The 18,436-nt window shown below is 46.2% G+C and carries 11 protein-coding genes; 2 read left to right on the top strand and 9 right to left on the bottom strand.

From position 1 onward, the window contains the following. Positions 1 to 124 precede the first annotated feature (124 nt). The gene (locus LHV68_06570; protein MCB4791536.1) at positions 125 to 1,039 is read left to right on the top strand and encodes a PorV/PorQ family protein; all 915 of its coding nucleotides are present in this window, start codon (positions 125 to 127) and stop codon (positions 1,037 to 1,039) included. Positions 1,040 to 1,164: 125 nt separating this feature from the next. Beyond that, the gene (locus LHV68_06575; GenBank protein MCB4791537.1) at positions 1,165 to 1,461 is read left to right on the top strand and encodes a YtxH domain-containing protein; all 297 of its coding nucleotides are present in this window, start codon (positions 1,165 to 1,167) and stop codon (positions 1,459 to 1,461) included. A 148-nt stretch (positions 1,462 to 1,609) separates the two neighbouring features. On the opposite strand, the gene LHV68_06580 is transcribed toward LHV68_06575, so the two are convergent. The 9 genes from LHV68_06580 to LHV68_06620 form a co-directional block, all read right to left on the bottom strand. Further along, on the bottom strand, positions 1,610 to 2,245 hold the full coding sequence (locus tag LHV68_06580) for an energy transducer TonB (protein ID MCB4791538.1): 636 nt from the start codon (positions 2,243 to 2,245) through the stop codon (positions 1,610 to 1,612). Further along, the gene (locus LHV68_06585; protein ID MCB4791539.1) at positions 2,242 to 2,622 is read right to left on the bottom strand and encodes a biopolymer transporter ExbD; all 381 of its coding nucleotides are present in this window, start codon (positions 2,620 to 2,622) and stop codon (positions 2,242 to 2,244) included. Before LHV68_06585 ends, LHV68_06580 begins: the two co-directional genes overlap by 4 nt. Further along, complete coding sequence (gene exbB / locus LHV68_06590) at positions 2,615 to 3,037, bottom strand: TonB-system energizer ExbB (GenBank protein MCB4791540.1); 423 nt, start codon at positions 3,035 to 3,037, stop codon at positions 2,615 to 2,617. Before exbB ends, LHV68_06585 begins: the two co-directional genes overlap by 8 nt. Positions 3,038 to 3,337: 300 nt before the next feature. Next, a complete protein-coding gene (locus LHV68_06595; protein ID MCB4791541.1) occupies positions 3,338 to 5,311 on the bottom strand; it encodes a TonB-dependent receptor in 1,974 nt (657 codons plus the stop codon). 374 nt (positions 5,312 to 5,685) lie between these two features. Further along, on the bottom strand, positions 5,686 to 9,738 hold the full coding sequence (locus LHV68_06600) for a multicopper oxidase domain-containing protein (GenBank protein ID MCB4791542.1): 4,053 nt from the start codon (positions 9,736 to 9,738) through the stop codon (positions 5,686 to 5,688). 241 nt (positions 9,739 to 9,979) lie between these two features. Beyond that, positions 9,980 to 11,065: a hypothetical protein gene (locus LHV68_06605; protein MCB4791543.1), complete on the bottom strand. Its 1,086-nt coding sequence runs from the start codon at positions 11,063 to 11,065 to the stop codon at positions 9,980 to 9,982. A gap of 13 nt (positions 11,066 to 11,078) precedes the next feature. Next, positions 11,079 to 11,315 (bottom strand): hypothetical protein, encoded by a 237-nt coding sequence (locus tag LHV68_06610; GenBank protein ID MCB4791544.1) that lies wholly within the window; start codon positions 11,313 to 11,315, stop codon positions 11,079 to 11,081. 71 nt (positions 11,316 to 11,386) lie between these two features. Next, entirely contained in the window at positions 11,387 to 12,328 is a 942-nt protein-coding gene (locus LHV68_06615) for a PorV/PorQ family protein (GenBank protein ID MCB4791545.1), read from the bottom strand. A 176-nt stretch (positions 12,329 to 12,504) separates the two neighbouring features. Next, positions 12,505 to 17,892 (bottom strand): IPT/TIG domain-containing protein, encoded by a 5,388-nt coding sequence (locus LHV68_06620; GenBank protein MCB4791546.1) that lies wholly within the window; start codon positions 17,890 to 17,892, stop codon positions 12,505 to 12,507. Between the last annotated feature and the right edge of the window lie 544 nt (positions 17,893 to 18,436).

An 18,436-nucleotide genomic window follows, 5' to 3' on the forward strand; every position in this document is an offset into this window, starting at 1 on the left:
AAGAAATAAGGCAAAAGTAAATATAAGAAAAGAAGCTGAAGTTTTTGCAGTTTAGAGATTTGATATTGCAGTTTTTTTCGAGATTCGAAATTGAAGTTTCGAAATTTCTAAAGGGAGGAGTAAAATGAAAAAGGTATTAGCGGTCATGGTAAGCTTGGTCATCTTAGCAGGTCAAAGCTCGGTATTTGCAGCAGGTTCAAACGCAGGCAAATCAACAGCGCAGTTTTTGCAGCTTGGTGTAGGAGCGCGCGCTGAAGGTATGGGCGAGGCATACACAGCCTCGGCTGTCGGCGCTGATGCGGTGTACTGGAACCCGGCAGGGATCGCGGGCATTGAAAAAAACGAGGCATCTTTTACCCAGGCCATGTGGATACAGGATATCTCATACCAGGCTGCTGTTGGAGCCTTTCCCACCAAGCATGGCGCCTTCGCGATAGGGCTTAAGTACCTTTCCTACGGAAGCATAAAGAAAACTGACGACACGGGCCTTGAGACCGGCGATTTTTCGCCTAATGACTTGATGGCTGGCGTGTCTTACGGCAGAGAATTCGGAAAGTTAAAAGCAGGCATAACCGTAAAATATATATCTTCAAAGATAACGAATACAGCCACAGCAGTGGCAGGCGATATCGGTTTCAAATACCCGTTCATGGATGACAAACTTATCATAGGGCTTGCAGGCATGAACATGGGCACCAAGATGAAGTTCGTTAACGAGGAAGACCCTCTTCCCTCAACTGGTAAATTCGGCGTAAGCTACATGCCCGGAGGTCTGTGGCTCATCGCTCTTGACGCAAACATGCCAAACGACGATGACGCCTACGCAAATGCCGGAATAGAGAAGAAATTCCAGCTGGGTGATATCTCGCGCCTTGCCCTGCGCGCAGGCTACAACACCCGGACCAAGGACATAACCGGTACACAGGGCGTTACCGCCGGAGTAGGTTTCGGCTATAAACAGCTCGATCTTGACGTCGCCTTCGCTCCTTACGGTGACCTGGGCAATATAACTCTTGTCAGCCTGGGCGTTAAGTTCTAGTTTTTATTAAATTAAGTTTTTTCAAGATTCGAGATTGGTTATTCGAAGTTGACTCATTAGATTTTGCAGTTTTTTTCGGATTTCGAGATTGAAGATTTGAAATTAATTAAAGAAAGGGAGGTTTTATGTCAGACAGAAATTTAGCAGGTGTTGCCTTAGCGTTCATTTTTGGAGCATTAGCTGGAGCTGCTGCAGGTGTGCTGTTCGCGCCAGCAGCCGGCAAAGAAACAAGAAAAAAGATAAAGGATTTTGCTGTAGACGGTGAAGAAAGGTTTGAGCACATGGGTGCGGAAGCAAAGCAAAAAGCCATTAACCTCATAATTGAAGGCAAGGAAAGGTTAAGCAGTCAAAAAGACCGCCTGGAAGCCGCCTTTGAAGCAGGGAAAAAAGCTTACGAAAAGAAACAGCAAGTCCAGGCTTAGTTTTGTTACCGGCTTTATCAATATAACAATAAAAAAGTGTCCCGCCGTGAACCGGGGCACTTTTTTTAATCGGGGGACATCCATGAAAAATCGGGCAATTTATGCCAAAGATTATTTTTGCGGTAGAAAAAGGATTTTTCAGTGAACCCTACATGAGGTTATATGTGATGGGCATGACGAACTCTGCGCGGACCGGCGGTTTGGGGTAGGGTGAGCAGGACTTTATGGCATTTACTCCATTGCGGTCCAATATATCGAAACCTGAACTTGAAACTATTTTAATGTTAGTAACCGTTCCGTCTTCTTCCACAACAAAAGAAATAGTTACCTGTCCGCTCCAGCCCATCTTTCTTGCAATCTGAGGATAGGTCATTTTTCGGTGGATCATATCCCTGATATAAGTAAATTGCTCCTTCAAATAATGAGTGCGGGCTTGTTCGCGCACAACTCCGGAATCATCAGCCTGCGTAGTTGCCGCCTGCGGTTCTGCACCTTCTGTTTTCGGGTCATTTGTTGGCACCTGTCCTTCAGACGGCTGAGTATTTTTAGCTTCTGTCCGTTCCGGCAGAGGTTTGGGCGAAAGGGATTTAAGGCTCGGAGAAGCTGGTTGTCTCTGTTTTATAGCATCACTAATCCGGGGCGTTATTTGCTCATTTAAGATATTTAGATCCGTAACGGTTAATTTCCTGCCCATTTCGGATTCCATGAATATAACAAAAAACATCAGCCCGAAAAAAGCATGAATAACTATGGAAAATTGAAAAGCCTTTACCTGTTCGTTCACGTTTTTTTCTCCGTTTGCAAAGCTATATTGCTGAACCCGTGGGTTTTAAGGGTATCCATAACATCTACAAATATCTGTAAAGGGATATCACGGTCAGCCCTGATAAGCAGAGGTGCTTTACGCTCTAACTTGCAGAGCCCGTTGCATAAATCTTCAACATATACCGGACGCGTGTTAACATACAGATTGCCCTGTTTGTCTATTTCGATGATATGTGTCTTTAAAAGTTCCGTCTTATTGATAGTAGCTTTCGGCAAAGCAAGCGGGATAGAGCCGCTTGCTATGAACGTCGAAGTCGTAAGCACAATAGTTAAAAGCACAAGCATTATGTCTATAAAAGGAATAACGTTTATTACGTCAAACTCTTTCTCATCCATTTGCTATATCCCATTCCATAAGTATCTCTTTTGCCTTTCTTACAAGAAAATTATAAAGAGTTATGGCAGGAATCGCGACTAACAGGCCCACAGCCGTTGTCTTTAAGGCAAGCGCAAGACCTATCATTATTTTCGATGTATCCATAAAACCTTCAAGGCCCATTGTATAGAAAGTCAGCATTATCCCGAGCACAGTGCCCAATAGGCCTATATAAGGGGCGTTGCTTCCTATAGTGGCTATTAAATGAAGTTTTTTTGTCAGATGAAGCTCAAGCCTGCGCTTATCCTTAAAATCAGCCGGCGATATCTTCCTATAAAGACGATGCCGCTCAAACGCAACAGCAACAGCCACTATGCTCATAAAAACTAATAACCCGATAACGCCGTATTCAATAGAAATCTTTAACCATTCCATGATATCACTCCTGTGTTAAGATAATTTTAGGCCGCTAAAAATAGTTTTTTTGAGTACTATAATAGTTTACAAAAACTCTCCTGGTTTTGTAATCGGCGGTTTCTACAAAATCCTAACTTTTCTCTACCAAAGGCACCACACTACAAAAATTAATTCAGGGGACAAATAATTCAGGGGACACTAATTCAGGGTACTTTAGAAATAATTCAGGGGACACAATACTTAATTACAACGTTTTGTGTACCGTATTTTTCTTAAACCAAAGCAATTAAGTATTGTGTCCCCCGATTATCCCGATTATCAAATCCTGTAAGATACTGTTATGTAGAAGTTTCTGCCGTTCTCGGGCACTTTTATGCCTGTCGAGTATATGTTTCTTGTATATGAAAGATAGGAGAAGTAGTATTTATCGAACAAGTTATTTACTCCCACATAGACTGACAGATCTTTATAGGCGCAACCGGCTTTGATATCCGTGGTCTCGTATCCGTCTGTGCTCTGTTCCTGAAGCACAGAGTCTACCTCGGTCTGCCGGGCTGCCATGTTCTGGTCAGCTTCTAAAAAACAAGAGCCGTTGTCATACCTCAACGCCAGGGTCCCTTTAAGCGGGGGGATCTCGGAAAGAGGGCGGCCGCCGGTCTTGTTGTAACCCCGGGTATATGAAAAACCACCTTTTAAGAAAAGATCTAACGGCAAAGACCATTGCGACCCTAACTCTCCTCCCCACATGTAAGCTTCTATATTTTCGTAAGTCATTAGTTTCTGCGCAGGGGTAAGCTGCACTGAGGTAACATTAATGAAGTCGGTTAAGGAACTGTAGAACATCGTTGCGTTAATATAAAACCTGCCAAGCGCATACTTGGCGCCGAGGTCTGCTTCGTTGTTTGAGACGGGCCTCAGATCCGGATTGCCTTTCCACGGCTGCTGGCCCGGCATCATGCCCACAAGCGGCCGGTCCATAAAAAGCTCTTCCGGGTCAGGCGTTCTGTTGCCTTTTGCGACACCAGCAAAAATCTCTATCTCTTTTGAAGGTTTACATGTCAGCTGTAAATTGCCTCCTACAGTGCTGAAATTGGCAGGTGAAGGCAAGGCTGAAGCGGTGTGTGATTGGGTAGGGTTTGCCCGGGCGCTGTCCGCCCGCACTCCACCTTCAAAATTTATCTTTTCAGAGACAGGGACGGTGTAAACCGCAAAAATCCCTGAGTTATCTATGCTAACATCCGGTATCGGCTTTGCATCCCATTTTCTGTTGTAGTAATCAATCCCGCTTTTTAAAACTCCGGTTCCCATATTAAAGGAAGCATTGGCCTTCCCACCGTAGACCTGGGTTTTGGAAAGCCCTGACATAGCCATCGTAAAGGCTCGCAAACTATTATCCATCAGGTGGTCAACCTTGTCCCAGTAACCCTGAAATTTTATGTCTTCTAAAAAGGAAGAAAGCTTTTTTATTTCGTAGGCCCAGTTTACCTGGGTCGCGCGGTCATAGGTCGAGTCCATGGTAAGGCCGGGATAAAGGACGTGCTCTGTGTTCTGATACGAATAACTGATGTCAGTGTGTGAATTCGCAGTGGGATTGGCTCCAACCTTTGCCCAGCTGGTATTGGCTTCATAGGCCTTAGAATTTATAGTATCAGTGCGATAGCGGTTTGTGTTCGCAGGCCCATAGAGGTCTGTTATAGTTTTTCCGTCTCCTGACACAGGCGGTTCTGAAGATTTGTAAGCATAGCCGGCCAGAGCGTCAAATTTTTCAGTTCCGTATGAAACGACAGCTGAGTCATTTATGCTGTTATATGAACCGTGAGTCAGGTTCAAGTCAGCGCCAAGCCCCTGCCTGGGTTTTTTTGTAACTATATCTATCATACCCGCAAGGCTGCCTGGATTTGTCAGGTCATATGGCCCCTTAATGATTTTTATCTGTTCAATTTCCGCAAAGTCAAAATGAAATGCTGGCGTGTCCATCCTGTTCGGGCAGGCTCCATGAAGCCGCGCCCCGTCAGACAGGACATTTATGTTATCTCTTTGAAAACCGCGCAGCACAACATCATTGGCTATGGGACATTTGCGCACGATATTGATGCCTTCCACCTGTCTTAATGCCTCGCCCACATCACGCGCAGGGCTTTCCCTTACCTCTCGCATGTTCAGGCTCTCCTGGTTAAGAGCTTCTTTCTGGCCGCGAATAACTATCTCATCAAGCAGAAGATTTTCCGCATAAACCGGAATACTGGAACAAAGAAAAAACAATACCGCTGCTGCTGCATTTATAACTTTCATACTTTACCCCTTTTTTTATGATATGGTCTCTTCTCTATCAGGAGAAGTACCTGCGCTGCAACAAGAGTTTACAAAAAGTCTGCTAATTTAGTAATCGGCAAATTCTACAAAATCCTGACTTTTTTCTACCAATATATAAATCAATTTCGAATATCAAAGCACGAATTTCGAAAAAATAACCAATGAAGCAAAAAGAAATACCGCAAAAATGAATATAAAGAAGTTGAAGTTTTTGTAGTTTAGGTATTTGATATTGCAGTTTTTTTAGAGATTCGAAATTGTTTTTTCGAAATTGTTTCATTAGATTGCCGTTTCGAAAGCAAAAAAAGAGGAGAAGGATTTCTCCTTCTCCTCTTTTTAAATGGCTCTCTAGCTTATGGCGTAATCAAATTCTTGGTGGTCCAGGCCGAGTTGCCGGCCCCGTTGTACGCCTGTACCCTATAGTAATACCGTTTGCGCCTTAACAGGTTATTATCTGTGTATGACCTTATCGCTGACCCTACCCTGAAGGTCGTAAGCCCTTGCGAAAAACCTACATTTGTTGCCCTCTGGATAGTAAAACCGCCAAGCACTGAGGCGATTTCCTGCCAGGAGAGCACAACACGCGCTGATGTAGGCGATTGCTGCGAACCAACAGCTGTGAAAGCTATCGGTGCAGCAGGAGGCGCTGTGTTTATGGTAACTGTAGCAGACCAGGTGGAGTTTGTCCCTCCAAGGGTAGCTCTGATCCGGTAGTAGTAGGTCTTGTTAGCTGCCATCGTTGTATTGTTAATATAGGTAGTTACTACTCCAAGGTTATATGACTGAAGATTGGTAGTAAACCCCGTGTTTTCAGCTCTTTGAACAGTAAAACCAGTTGCAGTAACCGAGTTATTAGTCCAGTTTAAGCTTACCGTTAGCGGAGCAGCAAGAGACATGGCGCCGGCAGGAGCTGAAGGAGCTCCAAGAGGAAGCACTATATTTGCGGTTGCCGGTGCAGCGTCACCGATTGCATTGTACGAGAATACCTTATATTGATAGGAAGTCCCGTCAAGAGCCGTGATGTCGCTGAAGGCCAGTACTGTCTGGGCCACCGTTCCAAGCGATGTAAACGCACCCGGGTTTCCCCCTGTTACAATTGCCCGTTCGATCCTGAATCCGGTCGCAGCTACCTGCCCTGCTGTATAACTCCAGGCCAGGTCAACCTGATGACCGCCTATCCTTGTAGCCGTAAGAAAGGTCGCAGAAGCCGGCGGGCCCTGGGTAGTTATCGTTGCGGTATTTGACCAAGCGGAGTTTCCGTTAGGGCTGTTGCTTCTTACCCTGTAAAAGTACTGGGTGTTAAACCCAACCGTACTGTCAAGGAAAGATATGACCGAGCCGTAAGCCGTATTCGGTATGCTCGGATCAACGGTAGTTGAAACTACTACTGCGAAGTTTGAAGTGAGGCTTCTGTCAAGTGTAAACCCGGACTCGCTTGCTGAACTGTCAGCCCAGGTAAGCATGACCCCGCCGCCAAGAGCTGAAGCCTGCAGGTTCGGTGGAGCGATTGAAGCTACCTGAAAAACCAGCGGCCGCATCATATCCATTTCTTCATGCCCCAGTATATGGCAGTGCCAGGTGTATTCCCACCCGAAGTTAGCATACTCGTTTGTAACCCCAGGGTTAATGGGATTTGACGTTAATGGATCTATGTTCGTGAAATCTTTTGGCGAGTGCAAAGGTATCGCAGGGTTATAAGGCCTTACACTGTCAGGGATAGGCCAGGGTAAATCTTGTTTGTGAGGACGCATAGCAACTATCGTATCTTCAAGCGGGCTTATCCTGACCGTGTCTTTCCAGCCGAGCTCGTTTGCGTCCGGCAGGCGTATGGCACCGTCCCAGCCTACGCGGTTTATCAGCTGAACGTCAAATAAGTGAAAGTGAATAGGATGGGTGTCAACTCCGTTATGGGTTATCTTCCATATTTGCGTTGTGCCGTCCTGGAGCACTTCCGTAGCAGGGTCTGTGAAGTTTTGCATAATGAAATTCTGGGTCGTTACATTAGTCATCGGCAGTTCAATTCCGAGTTTGCCGCTCATACGGCCGTACTCTTTATCCCAGGCTCCGCCCATCTCGTCATGCAGGGCCTTCGGCTCAAGATGCATCGTTGTTGTTGCGCCGCTTACCATGGCGAATTTCATTTCGTTATCCTGTATCCTGGCATGGCCGTCATGCGGATAAAGGGTCGGGAAAGTTTTATTGTATACATTATTATACTCTGCTTGAGCAACTATTATCGGTTTCTGCGAATCCCTGAAAGCCAGCGGTAATTTAGTGTTTAGAAGTGTGGGATTAAAAGCAACAGGGGTTTGTGTGGTTACCTTAATCTGCATAATTGTGCGCGTATTAGGAGCAAAACCCGCTTCAGGGGTAGGTGCGCCTCCGGTGTCTGTCAAGTCAGGCGCTCCTGTATAGTAGTCATAGCGCGGGTCAAGCGCCGGAAAAGCCGCGGGTGCATCATTATATAAGATAAGCGTCTTTCCTGCATACTGCGAAAAATCAATTATGACGTCCGCTCTTTCCGCGCAGCCAAGAAGAAGCGCGTGGTCCTGAACATTTCCGGCATTAAAAGTAGTCGGGTCTGTGTTCCAGGTAACAGGCTGGTTAGGAATATCTACAGGCGCAGGAAGAAAACCGCCTTCTGTTCCTATCTGAAGGAAACTTGGGCCAACCGTTGTTGGGTCCGGCACTCCGCCCGGTCTTCCATCCGTAGGCCAGAGTTCAGGGAAACCGGCTGTCACTTGAGCAGGCACCATTTTGACTTCCTTGTCGCTGCCTATCAATACAGTTGGAGCGCTTATATAATTTGTGCCCGGATTTGTAAGAGTAACGCTTGTTATCAAACCACCGGTAACCGTTGCCGTTGCCTGAGCGCCCGTACCGCCGCCTCCTACAAAATATACCGTAGGCGCAGAGGTGTAGCCTGAGCCTGGATTATTAACCGATACCCAGTTAACTCCTCCTCCGGCAACAGTTGCTGTCGCCTGGGCACCTGTACCGCCTCCTGTATCTGCAACATAAAGCTGAAGGTTAAAGAACCGGTCATCAGCTGCGTTTAAAACCCTGAACCTGTAGGCTTGCGGGTTAACCGTAAGCACGGGATACGGAGTGCCGTTTACAATTGGAACGTCCATAAAAGCTTCCACAGCCATTGACGGATGAGGTACGCCGGGTATCTGAGGCGGTTCCCAGGGAGCATTTATAGGGTCATAATAAGGGTTTGCCACAGGGCCGTGTAAGACATCGCTTGTGGGCGGCCAAAACCACGGGCCGTAATGCCAGCGGCCGAACGGGTTTACGCCGGTCAGGTCAGCCGGGTTCTGGGCTGTCATATATACATGCGGATACCAGAGGTCGCCTGCATGAGGCACCGGAGGAGTAGTTCCCCAGTTCCAGGTAGGGTCAAGCTGTGTAATCGTGGTTGTATCAACCCAGGTTCTATCCTGTATAACTAAAGGTATGCCGTAGGTGTACACGCCTCCTCCATTATTGGGTATAGCGCCTGAATTGATGAGCGCCTGCTCGGTTGTATCGGTTATTAAATAACCTGCAGCTTCGCCCGCATAAACATTAAGGCGGGTTATGCCCCAGGCATGGTCATGATAGAACAAAAGCCGGGCGCTCTGCTGGTTCGTCCAGTAGAAATACTGCGTGCCGTCGCCGGGGGTGGTAGCCGGCATATCAGGCACGTCCTGTACGCTTACGCCTCTTGGATACATCGTCATTTCACCCGCAGGAGTTATCCATTGATGGGCCGTGCCGTCGCTTATCCAGGGGCTGTTGGCTCCATGGTTGTGAAGTGTTGCGCGGTTCTCGGTATATGACTCATACATAGGGTCGCCGTTGCCGTCAAGGACTGGGTCCCCGTTCATGTCCAGCATCGGTTCAGGGCCCATGCCTGCTCCCATTACGGTTTTATCAACAGGCAAAAAGAGGTTGCCTGCTGTGCCTGTAGAAAGCATGTTTACAAATTTCAGGCGTACAGGCTTGTCTTTCTGGGCGATGATCAACGGGCCTAAATAATGTATAGGCGCCGGCGGAATCGAATTTCCCGGGCCGCCGTTATTTAACTGCACATAACCGCGCAGCCTCGTTGGAGGAAGGTCCGGATGCATTTTCTCTTCGTACTCCTTGAGCGCGATCTCGTAATAGTCGGAACCGGCATAAGTTGTCGTGTCGGCATTGGCTATGGGTATGAATTGCCCTATCTCGTTCTGGTTAGCCGAGCCGATACCTGGAAGCCTGTTAACGAACTTCCTTATTTTAGGCGTATACGCCCAGTTCGGTTCAGGGCCGAAATAGTGAGGGGTGTCCGTGGACGTTATAGCCAGGGCCGGCTTTACCTCAATTGACATAAAAATTACAGCTGACAACATGATACTAACACCTAATTTACCGTACTTCATAAACTCCTCCCTTATGTCGCGTTCCGCCTTCGGCGGAACTTACCTTCGCTTTGCTCAGGATTGTTTCGGCAAGATTTGTAACTTGCTTGCCTCAACGCTCCTCGATGGAAACTATGTTTCCCTTCGACGTTCGGCTCTGCCCGCCTTTGCGGGCTTCGCCTCACTGAACCCTTCTAAGTTGTAAACTGCCTATTTCATGTATGTCGCGTTCCGCCTTCGGCGGAACTTACTTATTTATATTTTATTTATTTTCATTTTCATTTATTGGAATGGCTATCTTTTTCTGTGCTGCTGCCCTTTGTTGTTCCTTAAAACGTTCTGCGGCAGCTTTTCTCTGGTCAACGATTGTAACTCTTTTCTCATATTTTTCTGAGATCTCATCGAGGCCCGGCCTGGCAAAATGCGGCGCGGCAGTATTTTCCTGCGGCGTTTCTTTTGCAGCAGGTTCATTGGAACTTGTGTTTTTAGAAGCCGGCTCTGTTACCGGTTCATCGAATTTCTTTTCTGCGGGCAAAGGCTCGGTTGAAACAAGATCATTGCCGGCCTTTGGCGTTTCCGGGATTACAAGAGAATCTTCTTTAAGGTTCGGGTCAGATGAAATTACCTCGTGCTGTGAATCCCCAGGGATTAAATCAGCCGGAGTTCTTACTTCCTGTGAATCACTGACCGCAGGAGCCGGGTTAGGTTCGGTTACGCTATTTGAAGGTGCATATACTTCTGCTTCGTTATTTACCGTATCAGGACTGGCTTCGCTATTTGAAACAGGGTCTGCCATGCCGGTAATTAAGTTAACCGGGTTACGATTTACTTTTATGCCCGTATTTATTATTGAAGGTGTTGTTGGTTTTTCCGCCTTATCTGTTGAACCAGAAGCTGTTTCCGGCTCCGGCGCTTTTTCTGTTAGTGGAGATAATTTTGTTTCAGGTTTAACTTCAGCTTCAGGCGCTTTTAAGGAAACCTCCGGAGCTTCTTGTTCCTTTATATTTAGCTCGTCAGGTATTACAGGGCTTGCTTTGGGAGGCCTCTTTGCAGCTGCTGTTCCTATGTTTGTTATCAGAGGAATGTCTGTTTTATTCAAAACAGGGGCAGCAGGTTTATTCTTATCAGCTTTAACGGCGGCCCGTTGAGCCGCAAACCGTCTTGCAGCAGCTTTTCTCATATCAGAAGTTATGCGTTTATTGGCAAACCGCAGGTTGGCCTTTTTTATGTTGCTTAGGCTTTCGCTACCCGCAGGTATCGGTTGCACGTAACCCGGGTTAACCTCTGCAAATAAAATCCCTGTTGAAAATATTATCAAAACTATCGCCGCAGCTTTGTTTTCCTTCATAATATTACGCCTCCTATTTATTTTCTCCTGTATTTGGCTGTGAAACAGGTTTGTTTTCTTTGTTTTGTTCCCTGCGAGCCTTGGCGCGTTCTGCCGCGGCTTTTCTCATCTCGGGTGTTACGGGCCTTACTTTTAACCTGTGATGGCTGTGTTTATTGTTTGAATTAGACACCGGCTTTGCGTAACCGGCTGCACTTCCTAAAACCAAAATACTTGCCACTACTAACACCATAAATTTTAAGCTTTTCATTTTATCCTCCACTAAATATTTTTCTTTAAGTTTGCAATTTGCATTTTGCAATTTTTAATCTGCATTGCCGTTTAAAACTTAACCCCGAGGCTCAAAAGCGTTATGCTGCCGAGATCGCCATAAGGGGCATAGGCAGCATCCAGGGTTATATAAAGCGGTTTTTTTCCGTAGTTAGCCTGTTTATAGTCAAGGCCTAAGCCTGCGGTAATACCTTTAGTTCCCGTAATGTCTTTGGTACGGGTATTGTACCCCACGCGGCCGGCAAGAGCTATCATGTCATTTACCTTGAACTTCTTCTCAACACCGGCGTTTGCGAAAACATCGTCGTCATTCGGCATGTTGACGTCAACAGCGCAAAGCCACATCCCGCCCAGGTCACAGCTTGCGCCAAGCTTTACAGTCATGGGAAGAGGGTCTTCCTCGCTGATGAACTTCATCTTGCTTCCCATGTTTACGGCTGCAAGCCCAAGGTTTAATTGATCGTTCATAAACGGGTATTTTAAGCCTAAATCTAATGCCATGGCTGTAGCCGTGTTAGTTATCTTTGAAGATATGTATTTTACCGTTCCGCCTGCTTTCAACTTTCCGAACCCGCGGCCGTAGGACACGCCCGCCATCAAGTCATTAGGCGAAAAATCGCCTATCTCAAGACCTGTTGAGTCCGTCTTTTGTATCTTGCCGTAAGAAAGGTATTTGAGGCCTATTGCAAAGGTGCCGGCTTTTGTTGGAAAAGCCCCTGCTATGAACTGGTATGAGATATCGTCTATCCACATAGCCTGCGTAAACGTCACCTCGTTGTTTCCCATGCCTGCAAGGCCTGCCGGGTTCCAGTATACAGACTCAGCTCCGTCTGTCAGCGCTGTGTATGCTTCACCCAGGCCTTCTGCCCTCGCACCTACCCCCAGCTGCAAAAACTGCGCTGTTGATTTCCCCGCGTTTGAACCGGCTGCAAATACAGTGCTTTGACCTGCTAAAATCACTAAACTTATCATAACCGCTAATACTTTCTTCATTTTACTCCTCCCTTAGATAATTTCGAAAAACCAATTTCGAATCTCGAAAAAAACTACAATACCAAATATCTAAACTACAAAAACTTCAACTTCGTTGTTTATATTTACTTTTGCCTTATTTCTTTTTGTTTTTTTGCCTATTTTTTCGGATTTCTATATTCGAGATTGCCGTTTTGTTACTTTTCTACTGCTATTTTTACCTTCTTTTTCCCTTGAGGGCTGTCTACAAGCATAATATAAACACCGCTTGCTACGGTGCTGTTGCTGTCGTTCTTCCCGTCCCAGGCAGCTTGCCCGTTCGCGCTTGTATAAGAGAGGCTGCGTATCAATTCGCCCAGAATAGAATATATCTTAATATCAGCCTGTAATGGCAGTTTGTCAACGGTCAGGTTCTGAGTGTTAGGATTAAAGGGATTCGGATAAACCTTTATCCCTTCCACATCCGCAGCTGCGACGAGCTGAACTACTGCGAATTTTGAAAAATGGCTTATCTTTGCAACTATCTGGTGCAGGGCCGGGTATACGACGGAAGGAACCGGCACAAACCTTGAATTTGCCGCATCATACCAGGCAAGCACAAGTTTTGATTGATCGAATCCGGCAACTGCCGCATCCGTATAATTTATTATTATTGTTATATCTTTTACCGGCTGCAGTCCCGCGTCATTCGTTATCTCAATACCCAGGACCGTGGTTTTTATAGCTGCCCCGCCTGCTGAAGGAACCGTAGCAGAAGATATTTTTAGAGTAACTGGCACGGGAAATGCATTTTGTGGGATCTCAGTCGTGACTGTATCCCCTCCGTTTATTGTAACTTCCAGGATGCTCGCAGCGTCAGGATTTACTGCGCTGCTGACAAAAGCCGGTTGTATAATGTTAACCTCATACCCATTAAGGCATAGTGCGCCATCGGCGCTGGTTAAGAAGACCTGGCAGCTTCCTAAAGGGGCGCTGCTTGAAATCTCCACATCAGCCATGAAGGTATTAATGCTTGCGACACTCGTGCTTGAGACCTTTATGCCGGGTTTATTGAAATAAATGCCTGTGCCTGAGTGAATGTTTTCGCCTTCTATAACCAGCCTTGCTTTCTGGCTCAGAGATAGAGACCCCGGGGTCATATTAGCTATTACAGGCAACGGCCAGCAAACCCTAAAAGTTTCTGTTTTTGTAGCAGTTAAACCGTCGCTGTTGGTTATAGTAACATCACGAAGCCCAAGAGCCGCGTTTGCCGAAATGGAAATACTTGCTACAGCCTGGGTAAGGCCTGAGACCGTTGTAGTAGTGACTGTAATTCCTGTGCCGCTGAATGAGACCGATGCTCCGCTGCGGATACCCTGGCCTGTGAGTGTTACGTTTAAACTCTGCCCATGCCTGCCCAAAGCGCCGGCTATACTTGAAAGCGCCGGAGCAGGCCAATTAACAGTGAACGCATTGGTTTTTGTCCCGGAAACTCCGTCGCTGTTGGTTACGGTTATATTTCTTGATCCCAAAGACGCATCCGCTGATATCACTATATTTGCCACAGCCAGGGTAAGGCTTGAAACCGTAGTGGTTGTAACCGTAATCCCCGTGCCGCTAAAAGAAACCGCTGCTCCCGGCCGGAAGTTCTGGCCTGTCAGTGTTACAAACAAACTCTCCCCTTGTTTGCCCGAAACCGGGGTTATGCTTGAGATTACAGGATTGGCTCCCAGTACAGTGAAAGCACTGGTTTTAGTAAAGACGCTTGTATCACTGTTTGTTAGGGTAATGTTCCTTGATCCTAAACTTGCGTTTGCTGAGATTACAATACTTGCGGTAGCCTGGGTAGGGCTTGTGACTGTGGTAGTCGTTACGGTAATTCCTGTTCCGCTAAACGAAACTGCCGCTCCGGCGCGGAAGTTTTGTCCGGTAAGCGCTATATTTAAACTTTCCCCCTGTTTTTCTGAGACGGGGGATATGCTTGAAATTACCGGTTCATTTGCTAAAACATTAAAAGCGCCTGTCTTTGTAGTTGAACCGGTATCGCTGTTAGTAAGTGTTATATCGCGTAAACCTATGCTTGCGTTAGCTGCAATGGAAATGCTCACTACCGCCTGGGTAAGGCTTGTCACTGTAGTTGTGGTAACTGTAACACCAGTACCGCTGAACGAAACCGCCGCTCCTGATTGGAAATTCTGGCCGGTAAGGGTTATGTTAACATTCTCCCCTTTTTTGCCTGAATCAGGCACTACACTTGTAATTACCGGCAAAGGCAAGTTCACTTTAAAGGCATCAACTTTAGTAACTGAACCTGCATCGCTGTTTGTTACTGTTATATCACGCAGGCCTAAAGTGGCGTTGGCTGCTATCGAAATATTTGCTACCGCCTGGGTAAGGCTTGAAACAGTTGTGTTGTTAACCGTAATTCCTGTGCCGCTAAAAGCAACTACCGCTCCGGTGTGGAATCCCTGGCCTGTAAGAGTTACATTTAAGGTGTCGCCCTGCCTGCCGGAAATCGGGGCTACCGTAGAAAGCGCCGGCAACGACCACTTGACCTCAAAAGCCCCTGCGTTAGTTATTGTTGCTCCGTCAAGATTGGTTAGAGTTACATCCCTGGCTCCTGCAGAAGCATTAGCCGCGATAGCAATGCTTGCTGCCGCCTGAGTAGCGTTTGTAACTGTAGTAGTAGTAACTGTAATCCCGTCGCCGCTAAAAGCTAAAGATGCTCCAGAGCGGAAGTTTTGGCCTGTTATTGTAATGTTTAAGCTTTCCCCTTGTTTGGCTAACACCGGGGCCACCGTTGAAATCGCCGGGGCCGGTAATATTACATTAAGAGCCCCTGTTTTGGTAGAAGTGCGGTTATCGCTGTTGGTAATCGTTATATTCCGTAAACCCAGATTTGCATTTGATGCCACTGAAATGTTTGTTATTATTTGATTAAGGCTTGAGACCGTTGTGTTGTTAACAGTAATTCCCGTGCCGCTAAAACTAACCGCCGCTCCGGTATGGAAACCCTGGCCTGTAAGCGTTACGTTCAGAGTTTGCCCCTGCGAGCCTATAGACGGCGCTATAGAGTTAATTACCGGAGTTGACCAACTGACTGTAAAAGCACCTGTCTTTATTCCTGCCCCACCGTCACTGTTAGTTATGGTTATATCTCTTACACCGGCAGCTGCGTCAGCTGCTAATGTAATGTTTGCCACCGCCTGGTACAGGCTTGAAACTGTGGTATTGTTTACCGTAATTCCCGTGCCGCTAAAACTGGCTACCGCTCCGGTATGAAAACCCTGGCCTGTAAGCGTCACATCTGTGGTCTGCCCCTGTTCTTTTAAGGCCGGATACACTGATGAAATTACCGGAGTTGACCATTTGACTGTAAAAGCGCCGGCAGCTGTCTTTGAAAATCCGTCACTGTTAGTTATGGTTACATCTCTTTGGCCTATGGCCGCAAAGGTTGATATTGTTATGTTTGCCACCGCTTCATTAAGGTTTGTAATCGAGGTATTATTGACTGTTATGCCTGTGCCGCTAAAATTTACAGCTGCGCCTGCATGGAAACTGTCGCCGGAAAGAGCCACATTTACGTTTTGGCCCTGGTTGCCCGAAACAGGCGCTATGCCTGCGATAACGGGCGAGGACCATCTAACAGTGAAAGCGCCTGTATTCTTTACATAAGCTCCATCGCTGTTGGTTAATGTTATATCCCTTAGGCCCGCAGCTGAAGTTGTTGATATTGTAATATTTGCCACGGCCTGGGTAAGGCTTGTGACAGCTGTATTATTAACTGTAATTCCCGTGCCGCTAAAACTGGCCGCTGCTCCGGTATGAAAATTCTGGCCTGTAAGCGTTACATTTAAAGTATCGCCCTGCTGGCCTGAGTTTACTGATATAGATGTAAGCGTGGGTGTAGACCATCTGACCGCAAAAGAGGAGGCCTTTGTTCCTGAACCGCCGTCTAAATTGGTTATGGTTACATCGCCAAAGCCTGCGGGCGCATCCGCTGCCATTGTAATACTTGCTACCGCCTGGTAAGGGTTTGTAACAGTGGTTGTAGTAACTGTTATTCCTGTTCCGCTGAAACTTGCCGCTGCTCCGCTCTGGATGCCGCGTCCTGATATAGTTACATTTATATTTTCTCCCTGATACCCAAAAGACGGTGATAAGGCTGTAACTAAAGGAGTTGACCAGTTAACAGTAAAAGCAGCCGCGTTTGAATCATACCCGGCGTCTAAGTTTGTCAGCACTGCGTTGCGCGTGCCTTTGGCTGCAAAAGTTGAGATGGAAATATTCGCTGTTACCTGTGTGTCATTTTGGAATGTTACCGAGTTGGTTGTTATGCCAGACCCCAGAGAAAACTGCGCACCGCTAAAGAAGCTAATGCCGTTCACCGTAACATCAATCGTCTGGCCCTGCCTGCCCTGTACAGGAGAAATAGAATAAACTGTGGGCAATAAGCCGTTGTATTTAATTGTTAAAAAATCATTGTTCAGGTTATTATAACTTGAGCCTGTTACATAGATATTGTTTAAAGAATCGGTTGTTACCGCATAACCGTCATCGAACAGGTCCGCGGAATAAGCCTTTAATGCCACGGTTTGAAGAAAGTTGTCATATTTAAGGGTGATAAGCTCTTCCCCGCCTCCAGCTGTATTGCCGTAACCTGTAACTACAACATTGCCGGAGGTATCAACCGCCACACCCTGTGCCCAGGCATTAAAGCCGCTTGAATAAGTAGTAGATGAAACAACTGCAAGCGCGTTAGTGTATTTTACTGTAAAAAAATCGCTTAAAGTACCGTTAGAACTGCTTCCTGTCACGAAAACATTTCCTGCAGTATCAATGGCAACTCCGCTGGCGATGTCATCAAACCCGCTATCGTACGGCTGTGAAGCTGAAAGCGATGCCAGGTTATTTGTGTATTTAAGCGTAACATAATCATTATTTGTTCCATTAAATGTATAGCCTGTAACAAATATATTGCCCGCTGTGTCGCTGGCTATCGAAGTAGGGTAACTATCCGCTCCCGGGCTGTAGGCTATGTTGGCAAGCGGAGAAAGGCTGTTACTATATTTTATAGTGTAAAAACCATAGTTCAGGCCGTCAAAAACATACCCCGTTACGAAAACATTATTTGAGGGGTCAGTGGTTATACCAAATGCCGTATCATCCAGGCCGCTGTCATATACAGTAGAGGAAACAAATTGCAGATTATTATTGTATTTTACTGTAAGGTAATCGTAGTCAAGGCCGTTAAATGTATAACCTGTTACAAAAACATTGCCTGCTGTATCTATGGCTTCCCCGATAACAAAATCATCTCCGCCTGTATTAAAGGTAGCTGAAGAGATTACCTGCAGGTTGCTGTTGTACTTTATAATGAAATAATCGCTGTTAGCGGCGCTATTGGTGACAGAGCCTGCCACAAAGATATTTCCTGACGCATCCACCTTAACCCCGTAAGCATCATCGTAGTCACCTCCGTTATAGCCCGCTTTTGTAATTTGAATAAGCGAACCTGCTGCATTTGCGCCGGTTTTGAGCCCGCACAACAACCCTGCTAAAAATAATGACATTAAAACTCCTCTTGCTAATGCTGACGTTTTCATGGTTCATCCTCCTGATGGGTTACGGCTAAATTTAATTGCCGCTTTTTATTTTTGATTTCAATGTTGGTATCATTTTAGCACGTCTTTAAAAATTGATGAATTAGCTGCTTCTACTGTTTATGCGCCTGTTTCCGCTTTTACGTCGAACCATCGACAATGCTCGATTATGTTTAGAGCTTTGCTATTTCAAACTGTATCTTTCAAATTAGCTGCTTTAGGTCACACCCTACTTTAAGGGATCAGACAACTGTATTTCAAAGTTCTATTTCTCAGCCAAATTACTTATTGTGTTTATAGTTTAGCAGGATAAGACTAAATGATGAAGTAGCTGTTTCGCCTGTTTATGCGCTTTTTTCCACTTTGAAAAAATAGTTTTATTTCCGACGAGGCAGTGCGCATGAATTAAGATGTCATTCCTGCGCAAGCAGGAATCAAGCATTACGGGGTAAACTCAAGGAGGAATCTACAACTTCCTTAGACCTGGGATAAAGGCCTTCGGAATGACAAAGATGAAAAAAGGATTTGATGTTTAGGATTTTATCTT

It is taken from the genome of Candidatus Liberimonas magnetica, from assembly GCA_020523885.1.
Lineage (GTDB): Bacteria > Elusimicrobiota > Endomicrobiia > Endomicrobiales > JAFGIL01 > Liberimonas > Liberimonas magnetica.

Coding starts and splice junctions, on each gene's coding strand:
- LHV68_06585 (MCB4791539.1), bottom strand. CDS start 2,622: ATGGATGAGAAAGAGTTTGACGTAATAAACGTTATTCCTTTTATAGAC.
- LHV68_06610 (MCB4791544.1), bottom strand. CDS start 11,315: ATGAAAAGCTTAAAATTTATGGTGTTAGTAGTGGCAAGTATTTTGGTT.
- LHV68_06600 (MCB4791542.1), bottom strand. CDS start 9,738: ATGAAGTACGGTAAATTAGGTGTTAGTATCATGTTGTCAGCTGTAATT.
- exbB (MCB4791540.1), bottom strand. CDS start 3,037: ATGGAATGGTTAAAGATTTCTATTGAATACGGCGTTATCGGGTTATTA.
- LHV68_06615 (MCB4791545.1), bottom strand. CDS start 12,328: ATGAAGAAAGTATTAGCGGTTATGATAAGTTTAGTGATTTTAGCAGGT.
- LHV68_06595 (MCB4791541.1), bottom strand. CDS start 5,311: ATGAAAGTTATAAATGCAGCAGCAGCGGTATTGTTTTTTCTTTGTTCC.
- LHV68_06570 (MCB4791536.1), top strand. CDS start 125: ATGAAAAAGGTATTAGCGGTCATGGTAAGCTTGGTCATCTTAGCAGGT.
- LHV68_06605 (MCB4791543.1), bottom strand. CDS start 11,065: ATGAAGGAAAACAAAGCTGCGGCGATAGTTTTGATAATATTTTCAACA.
- LHV68_06620 (MCB4791546.1), bottom strand. CDS start 17,892: ATGAAAACGTCAGCATTAGCAAGAGGAGTTTTAATGTCATTATTTTTA.
- LHV68_06575 (MCB4791537.1), top strand. CDS start 1,165: ATGTCAGACAGAAATTTAGCAGGTGTTGCCTTAGCGTTCATTTTTGGA.